At 61.6% G+C, this 12,713-nt stretch carries 17 protein-coding genes; 11 read left to right on the forward strand and 6 right to left on the reverse strand.

Going from position 1 to position 12,713, the window contains the following annotated elements:
* The first annotated feature begins 120 nt into the window (after positions 1–120).
* A complete protein-coding gene (locus tag JZ00_RS07145) occupies positions 121–732 on the forward strand; it encodes a C40 family peptidase (RefSeq protein WP_039590490.1) in 612 nt (203 codons plus the stop codon).
* 61 nt (positions 733–793) lie between these two features.
* On the opposite strand, the gene JZ00_RS07150 is transcribed toward JZ00_RS07145, so the two are convergent.
* Positions 794–1,828, reverse strand: coding sequence for a type IV pilus twitching motility protein PilT (locus JZ00_RS07150; RefSeq protein ID WP_039590486.1), 1,035 nt, complete (start codon positions 1,826–1,828; stop codon positions 794–796).
* A 56-nt stretch (positions 1,829–1,884) separates the two neighbouring features.
* Between JZ00_RS07150 and JZ00_RS07155 the strand changes: the two genes are divergently transcribed.
* The 9 genes from JZ00_RS07155 (at position 1,885) to JZ00_RS07195 (ending at position 8,546) form a co-directional block, all read left to right on the forward strand.
* Entirely contained in the window at positions 1,885–2,577 is a 693-nt protein-coding gene (locus JZ00_RS07155) for a YggS family pyridoxal phosphate-dependent enzyme (protein WP_039590485.1), read from the forward strand.
* A gap of 27 nt (positions 2,578–2,604) precedes the next feature.
* Positions 2,605–3,423, forward strand: coding sequence for a pyrroline-5-carboxylate reductase (gene proC / locus JZ00_RS07160; protein WP_039590481.1), 819 nt, complete (start codon positions 2,605–2,607; stop codon positions 3,421–3,423).
* Positions 3,424–3,433: 10 nt separating this feature from the next.
* On the forward strand, positions 3,434–4,024 hold the full coding sequence (locus JZ00_RS07165; protein WP_039590480.1) for a YggT family protein: 591 nt from the start codon (positions 3,434–3,436) through the stop codon (positions 4,022–4,024).
* Positions 4,025–4,187: 163 nt separating this feature from the next.
* The gene (gene metX / locus JZ00_RS07170; RefSeq protein WP_039590479.1) at positions 4,188–5,327 is read left to right on the forward strand and encodes a homoserine O-succinyltransferase MetX; all 1,140 of its coding nucleotides are present in this window, start codon (positions 4,188–4,190) and stop codon (positions 5,325–5,327) included.
* 7 nt (positions 5,328–5,334) lie between these two features.
* Positions 5,335–5,955, forward strand: coding sequence for a methionine biosynthesis protein MetW (gene metW, locus JZ00_RS07175; protein ID WP_039590478.1), 621 nt, complete (start codon positions 5,335–5,337; stop codon positions 5,953–5,955).
* 25 nt (positions 5,956–5,980) lie between these two features.
* Positions 5,981–6,415, forward strand: a complete 435-nt coding sequence (locus JZ00_RS07180; RefSeq protein WP_039590476.1) for a DUF4426 domain-containing protein — start codon at positions 5,981–5,983, stop codon at positions 6,413–6,415.
* Positions 6,412–7,008 carry an RdgB/HAM1 family non-canonical purine NTP pyrophosphatase gene (gene rdgB, locus JZ00_RS07185; RefSeq protein WP_039590473.1) on the forward strand — a complete coding sequence of 199 codons (597 nt, stop codon included), beginning with the start codon at positions 6,412–6,414 and terminating at the stop codon, positions 7,006–7,008. Before JZ00_RS07180 ends, rdgB begins: the two co-directional genes overlap by 4 nt.
* Positions 7,005–8,204 carry a radical SAM family heme chaperone HemW gene (gene hemW / locus JZ00_RS07190; protein WP_039590471.1) on the forward strand — a complete coding sequence of 400 codons (1,200 nt, stop codon included), beginning with the start codon at positions 7,005–7,007 and terminating at the stop codon, positions 8,202–8,204. The genes rdgB and hemW overlap by 4 nt, the downstream gene beginning before the upstream one ends.
* Positions 8,205–8,222: 18 nt before the next feature.
* Complete coding sequence (locus tag JZ00_RS07195; RefSeq protein WP_014340681.1) at positions 8,223–8,546, forward strand: DUF3392 domain-containing protein; 324 nt, start codon at positions 8,223–8,225, stop codon at positions 8,544–8,546.
* A 70-nt stretch (positions 8,547–8,616) separates the two neighbouring features.
* Here JZ00_RS07195 and trmB read toward each other — a convergent pair whose 3' ends face one another.
* From trmB to JZ00_RS07215, 4 genes are all read right to left on the reverse strand, one after another.
* Positions 8,617–9,342, reverse strand: a complete 726-nt coding sequence (gene trmB, locus JZ00_RS07200) for a tRNA (guanosine(46)-N7)-methyltransferase TrmB (RefSeq protein ID WP_039590470.1) — start codon at positions 9,340–9,342, stop codon at positions 8,617–8,619.
* 9 nt (positions 9,343–9,351) lie between these two features.
* Positions 9,352–10,146, reverse strand: coding sequence for a thiazole synthase (locus JZ00_RS07205; protein ID WP_003177480.1), 795 nt, complete (start codon positions 10,144–10,146; stop codon positions 9,352–9,354).
* 54 nt (positions 10,147–10,200) lie between these two features.
* Positions 10,201–10,401 (reverse strand): sulfur carrier protein ThiS, encoded by a 201-nt coding sequence (gene thiS, locus JZ00_RS07210; RefSeq protein ID WP_039590469.1) that lies wholly within the window; start codon positions 10,399–10,401, stop codon positions 10,201–10,203.
* A gap of 90 nt (positions 10,402–10,491) precedes the next feature.
* The gene (locus tag JZ00_RS07215) at positions 10,492–10,863 is read right to left on the reverse strand and encodes a DUF423 domain-containing protein (protein ID WP_039590467.1); all 372 of its coding nucleotides are present in this window, start codon (positions 10,861–10,863) and stop codon (positions 10,492–10,494) included.
* Positions 10,864–10,936: 73 nt separating this feature from the next.
* Between JZ00_RS07215 and mtgA the strand changes: the two genes are divergently transcribed.
* Positions 10,937–11,659: a monofunctional biosynthetic peptidoglycan transglycosylase gene (gene mtgA / locus JZ00_RS07220; RefSeq protein ID WP_039590462.1), complete on the forward strand. Its 723-nt coding sequence runs from the start codon at positions 10,937–10,939 to the stop codon at positions 11,657–11,659.
* A gap of 103 nt (positions 11,660–11,762) precedes the next feature.
* Here the strand turns inward: mtgA and rpoH are convergent, their stop codons facing one another.
* On the reverse strand, positions 11,763–12,617 hold the full coding sequence (gene rpoH / locus JZ00_RS07225) for an RNA polymerase sigma factor RpoH (protein ID WP_039590460.1): 855 nt from the start codon (positions 12,615–12,617) through the stop codon (positions 11,763–11,765).
* Positions 12,618–12,713 lie beyond the last annotated feature (96 nt).

Here is a 12,713-nt window from a genome sequence, read left to right on the forward strand (position 1 = left end):
ATCGGGCCAAATTGTCGCAATTGCGCGCGGTACACGCTGGGTTTCGGATCGACAAACGGCCTCGGAATGCGAAAAAAAGCTGTTATAAAGTTGCGCGCTAACCTTTATGAGCCCTGCCTAATGCGTCCATTTTTCAAGACATGGCTGACCCTTTGCCTATTATTGCCACTGGCCGCCCACGCCACCAATCGTGAGCAACGTCTTCCCAACATTAATGGCTACACCCCGAAATCCCATGTTTCTGCTCCGTCGAGCAAGAACAAGCAAGGCGTCCAGCGCGTGAGCACGGCTCACAGCCGGTTGGTGCCTCCCATGGCGACCAAGACCACCAGCAACGTGTTGAGCCGCGCCGTGAATGTCCTCGGTACACCTTATCGTTGGGGCGGCAGCAGCCCAAGTAAAGGTTTCGATTGCAGCGGCCTGGTGAAATACGCCTTCAACGACTCCACGTTCGACCTGCCGCGCACGTCTAATGCAATGGCGGCCGGCCACGGCGAGAAAGTCGAGCGCAAGGACTTGAAGCCCGGCGACCTGATTTTCTTCAAGCTCAAGAGCCGCCGGGTCAACCATGTGGCCATCTACCTGGGCAACGACCGCTTCATCCACGCCCCTCGCCGTGGCAAATCGGTGACCATCGACACGCTGAACAAGCCGTATTGGAACACCCATTACGTGGTTGCCAAGCGGGTGCTGCCGAAAGAACCGGGTGCGATGCGCGTGGTTCAGCGCTGATCACCGGCCCCTGTGGCGAGGGGATTGATCCCCTCGCCACAGGGCTTGCCTTGCGCCCCCTCTAGAAATTGTCTGGCGTACGCGCCCGCTCCCGCGCGTGCTCGCGGCTGATCAATCCCTTGTTCAGCAGCTCCTTCAGGCACATGTCCAGCGTCTGCATCCCCAGCGAGCCACCGGTCTGGATCGACGAATACATCTGCGCGATCTTGTCTTCCCGGATGAGATTGCGGATGGCTGAGGTGCCGAGCATGATTTCGTGCGCCGCGACCCGGCCGCCGCCGATCTTCTTGACCAGCGTCTGGGAAATCACCGCCTGCAACGACTCCGACAACATCGAGCGAACCATGGACTTCTCGTCACCGGGGAACACGTCCACCACCCGGTCGATGGTCTTGGCTGCCGATGTGGTGTGCAACGTACCAAACACCAAGTGCCCGGTTTCAGCGGCGGTCAGCGCCAGGCGAATGGTTTCCAGGTCGCGCATCTCCCCCACCAGGATCACATCCGGATCTTCACGCAGGGCCGAGCGCAGGGCCGTCGAGAACCCCTGGGTGTCACGGTGCACCTCGCGTTGGTTGATCAAACATTTGCGCGGTTCATGGACGAACTCGATCGGGTCCTCGATGGTAAGGATGTGATGGTGCTTGTGGCTGTTGAGGTAGTCGATCATTGCCGCCAGGGTGGTGGACTTGCCTGAACCGGTCGGCCCGGTCACCAGCACGAGCCCGCGTGGGGCCTCGGTGATCTTGCGAAACACCTCGCCCATCCCCAGGTCTTCCATGGTCAGGACTTTCGAAGGGATGGTCCGGAACACCGCTCCCGCGCCACGATTCTGATTGAAGGCATTGACCCGAAACCGTGCCACGCCCGGCACGTCGAAGGAAAAATCGGTTTCCAGGAATTTTTCGTAATCCACTCGCTGCCGGTCATTCATGATGTCGTAGATCAATTCATGGACCTGCTTGTGGTCCAACGCCGGCAGGTTGATCCGCCGCACATCGCCGTCGACACGGATCATCGGCGGCAGCCCGGCAGACAGGTGCAGGTCCGACGCCCCTTGTTTGGCGCTGAACGCCAGCAGTTCAGTGATATCCATAGCGCTCCTCAATTCCAGTAGAATGCCGCGAACCTCAGACCCGCTGGCCTTTCTTTATGACCACGATAGCAGACAACATTGCTCAGGTTAGATCGCGCATCCATGCGGCGGAACAGGCCGCGCAGCGCACCGGACACAGCGTTCAACTGCTGGCCGTGAGCAAGACCAAGCCCGCCCAGGCCCTGCGCGAAGCCTATGCCGCCGGCCTGCGTGACTTCGGCGAGAACTACCTGCAGGAAGCACTGGGCAAACAGGCCGAACTGACCGACCTGCCCTTGATCTGGCACTTCATCGGCCCCATTCAATCGAACAAGACGCGCGCTATCGCTGAACATTTCGACTGGGTGCATTCCGTGGATCGCTTGAAAATTGCACAGCGTTTGTCCGAGCAGCGGCCAGCCGAGCTTCCACCGTTGAACATCTGCATCCAGGTCAACGTCAGCGGCGAAGCCAGCAAATCCGGCTGCACGCCCGCAGACTTGCCCGCCCTGGCCAACGCCATCAGTGCCTTGCCGCGCCTCAAGTTGCGCGGGTTGATGGCCATTCCCGAACCGACCGACGACCGCACCGAACAGGATGCCTCATTTGCCGCCGTCCAGCGCCTGCAAGCCAGCCTGGACCTGCCCCTGGATACGTTATCGATGGGCATGAGCCACGACCTCGAATCCGCCATTGCCCAAGGCGCCACCTGGGTGCGCATCGGTACTGCGCTGTTCGGGGCTCGCGACTATGGCCAATCGCCCAGCTGACTCACTCACTTTTTATAAGGACCCGTCATGAGCAACACGCGTATTGCCTTTATCGGCGCCGGCAACATGGCCGCCAGCCTGATCGGCGGCTTGCGGGCCAAGGGCCTGGAAGCTGCGCAGATTCGCGCCAGCGATCCGGGTGAAGAGACCCGCAACCGGGTGAGCGCCGAGCACGGCATCGAAACCTTCGCCGACAATGCGAAGGCCATCGATGGCGCGGACGTCGTAGTGCTGGCGGTCAAGCCGCAAGCGATGAAAAGCGTCTGCGAAGCCCTTCGCCCGAATCTACAGCCGCATCAACTGATCGTGTCGATTGCCGCCGGGATTACCTGCGCGAGCATGAACAACTGGCTCGGTGCCCAGCCGATCGTACGCTGCATGCCCAACACCCCAGCGCTGCTGCGCCAGGGCGTCAGCGGCCTGTTCGCCACCGAACAAGTGACCACCGCGCAACGCCAGCAGGCCGAACAATTGCTATCGGCCGTGGGCCTGGCAGTGTGGCTGGACACCGAGCAGCAACTGGACGCCGTCACCGCCGTCTCCGGCTCGGGCCCGGCGTATTTCTTCCTGCTGATCGAAGCCATGACCGCCGCCGGCGAAAAACTCGGCTTGCCACGGGAAACCGCTGCGCAATTGACCTTGCAGACTGCTCTCGGCGCCGCGCACATGGCGGTGTCCAGTGATGTCGATGCGGCGGAGCTGCGTCGCCGCGTGACCTCGCCGGCCGGCACCACCGAAGCGGCCATCAAATCATTCCAGGCTGGCGGCTTCGAAGCCCTCGTGGAAAAAGCACTCGGCGCCGCCGCGCACCGCTCGGCCGAAATGGCCGAACAACTGGGCCAATAAGGAGCCATTCATGATTGGATTGAACACTGCAGCGGTCTATGTCCTGCAAACCCTCGGCAGCCTGTACCTGCTGATCGTGCTGATGCGCTTCGTGCTGCAACTGGTGCGCGCCAACTTCTACAACCCGCTGTGCCAATTCGTCGTCAAGGCTACCCAGCCACTGCTCAAGCCGTTGCGCCGGATCATTCCGAGCCTGTTCGGCCTGGACATGTCTTCACTGGTGTTGGCGATCCTGGTGCAGCTGGCGCTGATGGCCCTGACCCTGCTGCTGACCTACGGCACCACCGGCAATCCGCTGCAATTGCTGATCTGGTCGCTCATTGGTGTGACTGCGCTGTTCCTGAACATATTCTTCTTCGCGATGATCATCAGCGTGATCCTGTCCTGGGTCGCGCCGGGCAGCCACAACCCAGGCGCCGAGCTGGTGAACCAGATCTGCGAGCCGGCCCTCGCGCCGTTCCGCCGCATCGTGCCGAACCTGGGTGGCCTGGACATCTCGCCAATCCTGGCGTTCATGGTGATCAAGCTGATCGACATGCTGGTGATCAACAACCTGGCGGCGATCACCATGATGCCGGAGATCCTGCGGGTGCTGATCTAAAGCACGCTGCAACTTTTCCTGTGGCGAGGGAGCAAGCTTCCTCGCCACCGATAGATCCAGTCACCACAGGGTTTGTATCAGCGGACAATCAGCGCCGCCGTTTGCTTGCCGCCTGCCACAGCGGTCTTTAGACTTACGCCTCATTTCAACGAGAGCAGGGTCGATGCCAGCTGCCTTTCCCCCCGATTCCGTTGGTCTGGTGACGCCGCAAATGGCGCATTTCAGCGAGCCCCTGGCCCTGGCCTGCGGCCGTTCGTTGCCAGCCTATGACCTGATCTACGAAACCTACGGCACCCTCAATGCCACGGCGAGCAACGCCGTGCTGATTTGCCACGCCTTGTCGGGGCATCACCACGCCGCCGGCTACCACAGCGCCGACGACCGCAAGCCCGGCTGGTGGGACAGTTGTATCGGTCCGGGCAAGCCCATCGACACCAACCGTTTCTTTGTGGTCAGCCTGAACAACCTCGGCGGTTGCAACGGCTCCACCGGCCCGAGCAGTATCAACCCGGAGACCGGCAAGCCCTTCGGCGCCGATTTCCCGGTGTTGACCGTGGAAGACTGGGTCCACAGCCAGGCGCGCCTGGCCGACCACCTCGGCATTGGCCAATGGGCGGCGGTGATCGGCGGCAGCCTCGGCGGCATGCAGGCCCTGCAATGGACGATCACCTACCCGGACCGCGTGCGCCATTGCCTGGCAATCGCCTCGGCGCCCAAGTTGTCGGCGCAGAACATCGCCTTCAACGAAGTGGCGCGCCAGGCGATCCTCACCGACCCCGAATTCCACGGCGGTTCGTTCCAGGAACACGGCGTGATCCCCAAGCGCGGGCTGATGCTGGCGCGGATGGTCGGGCATATCACTTATCTGTCCGACGACTCCATGGGTGAGAAATTCGGCCGTGGCCTCAAGAGCGAGAAGCTCAACTACGACTTCCACAGCGTCGAATTCCAGGTCGAAAGCTACCTGCGTTACCAGGGCGAGGAGTTCTCGGGACGTTTCGACGCCAACACCTACCTGCTGATGACCAAGGCGCTGGACTACTTCGACCCGGCGGCGAATTTCGACGATGACCTGGCGAAGACCTTCGCCAATGCCACCGCCAAGTTCTGCGTGATGTCGTTCACCACCGACTGGCGCTTTTCCCCGGCCCGTTCGCGGGAGCTGGTGGACGCGCTGATGGCCGCGCGCAAGGACGTCTGCTATCTGGAAATCGACGCCCCCCAGGGCCACGACGCCTTTTTGATCCCGATCCCGCGCTACCTGCAGGCGTTCGGCAACTACATGAACCGTATTACGCTGTGAGGACGCCATGAGAGCCGATCTGGACATCATCCAGGAATGGATCCCCGCCGGCAGCCGCGTGCTCGACCTGGGCTGCGGCAACGGCGAACTGCTGACCTGGCTGCGCGACAACAAGCAAGTCACCGGCTACGGCTTGGAAAACGACCCGGACAACATCGCCGAATGCGTGGCCAAGGGCATCAACGTCATCGAGCAGGACCTGGACAAGGGGCTGGGCAATTTTGCCAGCAACAGCTTCGACATCGTGGTCATGACCCAGGCCCTGCAAGCCGTGCATTACCCGGACAAGATCCTCGACGAAATGCTGCGCGTCGGTCGCCAGTGCATCATCACCTTCCCCAACTTCGGCCACTGGCGCTGCCGCTGGTACCTGGCGAGCAAGGGGCGGATGCCGGTGTCGGAGTTCTTGCCCTACACCTGGTACAACACACCGAACATTCATTTCTGTACGTTCGAGGATTTCGAAGAACTGTGCCGCGAGCGCAAAGCCAAGGTCATCGACCGTCTGGCGGTGGACCAGCAGCACCGCCACGGGTGGGCCAGCAAGCTATGGCCTAATCTGTTAGGTGAAATAGGCATCTATCGGGTCAGCAGCCCGGGCCTCGCCGACCACCGGGTCGCCGTATGAGCACCAGCCTTTTCAGGAGCACGACATGAAACGTCTAGCGTTGCTGTTAATCACCACCTGCCTGAGCGTCGGCGCCATGGCCGCCGATGTCATCAAGGCCGAGCGCAAGGAAGTGTTCGGTGACGTCACCGTGCACTACAACACGTTCAACTCCACCTTCCTGACGCCCGACATCGCCAAGGCCGCCGAGTTGATCCGCAGCAAGAACCAGGGCGTGATCAATGTCTCGGTCATCAAGGGCGGCAAGCCACTGATCGCCCAAGTCAGCGGGACGGTGAAGGACTTGACCAGCAAGACGGTCCCGCTCACCTTCCGCCAGATCACCGAAGCCGGCGCGATCTACTACATCGCCCAATACCCGGTGGACCAGCAGGAAACCCGCACTTTTGAAATCAAGGTGCAGACGGGCGACAAGATCAACACGATCAACTTCAACCAGGAACTGTTCCCGGGCCAATGATGAACCTTACCCAACTCGTACTGGCCAGCCACAACGCCGGCAAGCTCAAGGAACTGCAGGCGATGCTCGGCGGATCGGTGCAACTGCGCTCGATCGGCGAATTCAGCCAGGTCGAGCCGGAAGAAACCGGCTTGTCGTTCGTCGAGAACGCCATCCTCAAGGCCCGCAATGCAGCACGCATCTCCGGCCTGCCGGCGCTGGCCGACGATTCCGGCCTGGCGGTGGATTTCCTCGGCGGCGCGCCAGGCATCTATTCGGCCCGTTACGCCGACGGCAAAGGTGACGCGGCGAACAACGCCAAGCTGCTCGAAGCCCTCAAGGAGGTGCCTGAAGCCGAGCGCGGCGCACAGTTCGTTTGCGTGCTGGCCCTGGTGCGTCATGCCGACGATCCGCTGCCGATCCTCTGCGAAGGCTTGTGGCACGGGCGCATTCTCACTGAAGCCAGCGGCGAGCACGGTTTCGGGTACGACCCATTGTTCTGGGTACCGGAGCGCAATTGCTCCAGCGCCGAGCTGGGACCGGTGGAAAAGAACCAACTGAGCCACCGCGCCCGCGCCATGGCCCTGCTGCGTCAACGCCTGGGCCTGCAATGACCACCGACTCTCCCGCACCGCTGATCCACGGCGGTGCACAAACACCTCGGGCGCCGCTGCCGGTGCTGCCGCCCCTGGCGTTGTACATCCACATCCCGTGGTGCGTGCGCAAGTGCCCGTATTGCGACTTCAACTCCCACACCGCCAGCCCGCAGTTGCCGGAAGAGGAATACGTCGACGCCCTGTTGGCCGACCTCGACCAGGACTTGCATGCGGTCTACGGTCGCCCGCTGAGCTCGATTTTTTTCGGAGGAGGCACCCCGAGCCTGTTCAGCGCCCAAGCCCTGGGCCGATTGCTCAAGGGGGTCGAGGCGCGGATACCGTTCGCCCAGGACATCGAGATCACCCTGGAAGCCAACCCCGGCACGTTCGAGCAAGAAAAATTCCTCGCCTACCGGGCGCTGGGCATCAATCGCCTGTCCATCGGCATCCAGAGCTTCCAGCAGGCCAAGCTAGAAGCGCTGGGCCGGATCCATAACGGTGACGAGGCGGTGCGCGCCGCCGGCATGGCTCGCCAGGCCGGGTTCGATAACTTCAATCTCGACTTGATGCATGGCCTGCCCGACCAGTCCCTCGAAGACGCGCTGAGCGATCTGCGCCAGGCTATCGCCCTCAAGCCCACCCATTTGTCCTGGTATCAGCTGACGCTGGAGCCGAACACGGTGTTCTGGAACCAGCCGCCGACCTTGCCGGAAGACGACACGCTGTGGGACATCCAGGAAGCCGGGCAAGCCCTGCTCGCCAAACACGGCTACGCCCAATACGAAGTCTCGGCCTATGCCCAGCCCGGGCGAGCGGCGCGGCACAACCTCAATTACTGGAGCTTCGGCGACTTCATCGGCATCGGCGCCGGCGCCCACGGCAAGCTCAGCCATCCGGACGGGCGCATCGTGCGCACCTGGAAGACCCGCTTGCCCAAGGATTACCTCAACCCGGCCAAGCGTTTCCTGGCCGGCGAAAAAAACCTCGCCAACGAAGAGCTGCCATTCGAGTTCCTGATGAACGCCCTGCGCCTGACCGCAGGCGTGGAAGCGAGGCTGTACCCGGAGCGCACCGGGCTGCCACTTCAAAGCCTGGCCGAAGGCCGGCGCGAGGCCGAACAAAGTGGGTTGTTGCAGGTCGAACCGTCACGTCTGGCGGCGACCGAGCGCGGACAGCTGTTTCTCAACGACTTGCTGCAGAAATTTCTGAGCTGATCAATACAAGGAAATCGAATGGATCTGGTACTCGACCTGCTCGCCACCGTGTCCCGCTGGAGCCGCAGCAACCTGTCGGAAATCTCCCTGGCATTGGTAGGTTGCTTGCTGGTGCTGTTTGGTGCCGATATCAAGGGCTGGGTCGAACAACGCCTGGGCAGCATCGCCGGCGCGTTGCGCGTCCCGCTGATTGCCCTGCTGTGCATGATCGGCAGCGGCGCCGCGTTGATCTACGCCACGCCGTGGATCGTCCGGGGCTTGAGCCAGTTCAACAACTACAGCCTGGCGCCGGTATTGCTGGTGGTATTGGTGTTGATTGGTGTGGTGGCGGATCGGCGCTGAACCCCGCCTACACCTCAAAACAATGTGGGAGCGACGGTTCGGCGCTCCCACAGTTTTTATCGCGCGGTGTTTAGGACAGCTTCTCGAACTTCAAATCCCAAACCCCGTGCCCAAGCCGTTCGCCACGGCGTTCGAACTTGGTGATCGGCCGTTCGGCCGGGCGCGGCACGCACTTGCCGTCTTCGGCCAGGTTGCGATAACCCGGGGCGACGTTCATGACTTCCAGCATGTATTCGGCATAGGGTTCCCAGTCGGTGGCCATGTGCAGCACACCGCCGACCTTCAACTTGCTACGCACCAGCTCGGCGAACGACGCCTGGACGATCCGGCGCTTGTGATGGCGGCTTTTGTGCCACGGATCCGGAAAGAACAGCATCAGCCGGTCGAGACTATTGTCAGCCACGCAGCGGTTGAGCACTTCGATGGCATCGCAGTCGTAGACCCGCAGGTTGGTCAGCCCTTGAGTCAGGACGCCATTGAGCAGCGCACCCACGCCCGGACGATGAACCTCCACGCCAATGAAATCCTGCTCCGGCGCGGCAGCCGCCATCTCCAACAGCGAGTGACCCATGCCGAAACCGATTTCCAGCGAGCGCGGCGCTGAGCGGCCGAAAACCTGGTCGAAGTCGACCGGTGCGTCCGCCAGGGGCAGGACGTAAAGCGGGGCACCCTGCTCCAGGCCGCGTTGCTGGCCTTCCGTCATGCGCCCGGCGCGCATCACGAAACTCTTGATGCGGCGGTGCTGGCGCTCTTCGCCGTCTTCCGGAAGGACCGGCGTGTCGTTCGATTCAGTCATCAATGGCTCTTACTTGATCAGACCATCCAGCGGCGAGGACGCGCTGGCGTATAGTTTTTTCGGCATGCGACCGGCCAGGTACGCCAGGCGCCCGGCGACAATGGCGTGCTTCATGGCTTCGGCCATCAGGATCGGCTGCTGGGCGTGGGCGATGGCCGAGTTCATCAGCACCGCTTCGCAACCCAGCTCCATGGCGATGGTGGCGTCGGAGGCAGTACCGACACCGGCATCCACCAATACCGGGATCTTGGCTTCTTCCAGGATGATCTGCAGGTTGTACGGGTTGCAGATCCCCAGGCCGGTGCCGATCAGGCCGGCCAGCGGCATCACCGCGATGCAGCCGATTTCCGCCAGTTGACGGGCGATGATCGGGTCATCGCTGGTGTAGACCATCACGTCGAAACCTTCCTTGACCAGGGTCTCGGCAGCCTTGAGGGTCTCGATCACGTTGGGGAACAGGGTTTTCTGGTCCGCCAGCACTTCCAGCTTCACCAGGTTGTGGCCATCGAGCAGCTCACGGGCCAGGCGACAGGTGCGCACGGCCTCGATGGCGTCGAAGCAACCGGCAGTGTTCGGCAGGATGGTGTAGCGATCCGGCGGCAGGATATCCAGCAGGTTAGGTTCGCCCGGGTTCTGGCCGATGTTGGTGCGGCGCACGGCCACGGTCACGATCTCGGCGCCCGAGGCTTCGATGGCCAGGCGGGTTTCTTCCATGTCGCGGTATTTGCCGGTGCCTACCAGCAAGCGCGACTGGTAGGTACGACCGGCCAGGACGAAGGGCTTGTCGCTACGAACGATGCTCATGGGAAATCCTCTGTAGGGGTGAGGTTCTTGCGAAAGGCTGCGAAACCGAGGCGCCTAGCCGCCGCCGATGGCATGGACCACTTCGACGCTGTCGCCATCGTTCAACGTGGTGTCGGCATGCTGGCTGCGCGGGACGATATACAGGTTGAGTTCCACTGCGACACGGCGTCCGGCGAGTTCCAGACGGGTGAGCAGGGCCGCAACGGTTTCGCCGTCGGGCAGTTCAAGGGGTTCGCCGTTCAATTGAATGCGCATGCCGGATGCCGCCATCATTTTTAGGGGCTGGCATTCTAGCCCGATCAGTCTGGGCGACCCAAGCCATTCGTCATGAAATGGACTTGCTGGTCAGCTCAGCCGCCAGGCGGCAAGGCCCAGGCACAGCCAGCCAATCAAAAACGCCACGCCGCCGAACGGGGTGATGATGCCCAGCTTGCTGATCCCGGTGAGCGTCAGCAAATAAAGGCTGCCGGAGAACAGCAGGATGCCGACCACAAACGAAATCCCGGCCCATGTGACGATACGGCCAGGGATGTGCGTAGCCAACAATGCGACGCCAAACAGCGCCAGTGTATGCACCAGTTGGTAGGTAACCCCGGTGTGGAAAATCGCCAGGTAATCGGCGCTCAGGCGGTTTTTCAGGCCATGGGCGGCAAATGCTCCCAGCGCGACGCCGGTGAAGCCAAAAAAAGCCGCCAGCATCAGAAAGCTACGCAACATGGGAACTCCAGTCAGACTCGGTGGGCAGGGTCTGTATAATGGCCCGCTCGACGGGTTCGGCCAAGCCATCTCTATGCTGCGTACATTGTTTCGACGATTTCTCAAAGCCCTGCTCTGGTTCGCCGTCGGCAGCGTTGTGCTGGTGCTGCTGTTTCGCGTGGTGCCACCGCCGTTCACCGCGCTGATGATCGAGCGCAAGGTTGAGTCCTGGTTCGGCGGCGAGCCGATCGACCTGCAGCGTGACTGGCAGCCTTGGGACCGGATCTCCAACAGCCTCAAGGTCGCTGTAATCGCTGGCGAAGACCAGAAATTCCCCGAGCACTGGGGCTTCGACATCGGCGCGATCCAGGCCGCATTCGCCCATAACGGGCGCGGCGGTTCGATTCGTGGCGCCAGCACCCTTAGCCAGCAAGTCTCAAAAAACCTTTTCCTGTGGTCGGGCCGCAGTTGGCTGCGCAAGGGGCTGGAAGCTTGGTTCACTGCACTGATCGAGGTGTTCTGGCCCAAGCAACGGATCCTCGAGGTGTACCTCAACAGTGTTGAGTGGGATGACGGGGTGTTCGGGGCCGAAGCGGCGGCGCGGCATCACTTTCGCATCGGTGCCGACGGCTTGTCACGGCAACAGGCCAGCCTGCTGGCCGCGGTATTGCCCAACCCGCGGAAATGGAGCGCCAGCCGGCCGAGCCCCTATGTGCTTAGGCGGGCGGGGTGGATTCGCCAGCAGATGAACCAATTGGGCGGCGACAGTTATCTGCTGGAGCTCGATCGGGCGCGACGGGCGCCTTGGGCGCAGTAACCCAGCACCGTTCCCACAGGGATGAAGTTGACGTTTGCATCACACAAACAAAAACGCCCCGATCATCACTGATCGGGGCGTTTTTTATAGCTGCTACCGCAGGTCAAGCCGCGATCGACACCTTGAGCTTGTTCATCGCGCTCTTCTCAAGCTGGCGAATCCGCTCGGCCGACACGTTGTACTTCTGCGCCAGGTCGTGCAGCGTGGCTTTCTCCTCGGCCAGCCAGCGCTGGTAGAGAATGTCACGGCTGCGCTCGTCAAGCACTTCCAGCGCTTCGTGCAGGTTGGTGTTGGAGTTGTCACTCCAATCAGCGTCCTCCAGTTGTCGCGCCGGGTCATACCGGTGGTCTTCCAGGTAGTTGGCTGGCGATTGGAAAGCGCTGTCGTCGTCCGCTTCGGCGGCCGGATCGAAGGCCATGTCATGGCCCGTCAGGCGGCTTTCCATCTCGCGCACTTCCCGAGGCTCTACGCCAAGGCTTTCAGCCACGCGATGGACTTCGTCGTTGCTCAGCCAAGCCAAGCGTTTCTTCTGGCTGCGCAAGTTGAAGAAAAGCTTGCGCTGGGCCTTGGTGGTCGCGACTTTCACGATCCGCCAGTTGCGCAGGATGAACTCGTGGATTTCCGCCTTGATCCAGTGCACTGCAAACGACACCAGGCGTACACCCATTTCCGGGTTGAAACGCTTGACCGCCTTCATCAGGCCAACGTTGCCTTCCTGGATCAGGTCGGCCTGGGCCAGCCCGTAGCCGGAATAGCTGCGGGCGATATGTACGACAAAACGCAGGTGGGCGAGCACCATCTGCCGAGCCGCCTCAAGATCCTGCTCATAATAGAGACTCTCGGCCAGTTCACGCTCCTGCTCGGGCGTCAGCAATGGAATGCTGTTCACCGTATGCACATAAGCCTCGAGGTTCGCACCCGGGACTAGAGCATAAGCAGGTTGCAAAGAAGTGGTCATACGAAAAAACCTCCGACTCACATAACTCGTGCAGTTCAGCACTGCGAAAATTGACCGGGAACCGTAGGACAAGTTCCCACAAAAACTGAAAGGTCA

The sequence above is a fragment of the Pseudomonas frederiksbergensis genome (assembly GCF_000802155.2).
GTDB classification, from domain to species: Bacteria; Pseudomonadota; Gammaproteobacteria; order Pseudomonadales; family Pseudomonadaceae; genus Aquipseudomonas; species Aquipseudomonas frederiksbergensis_A.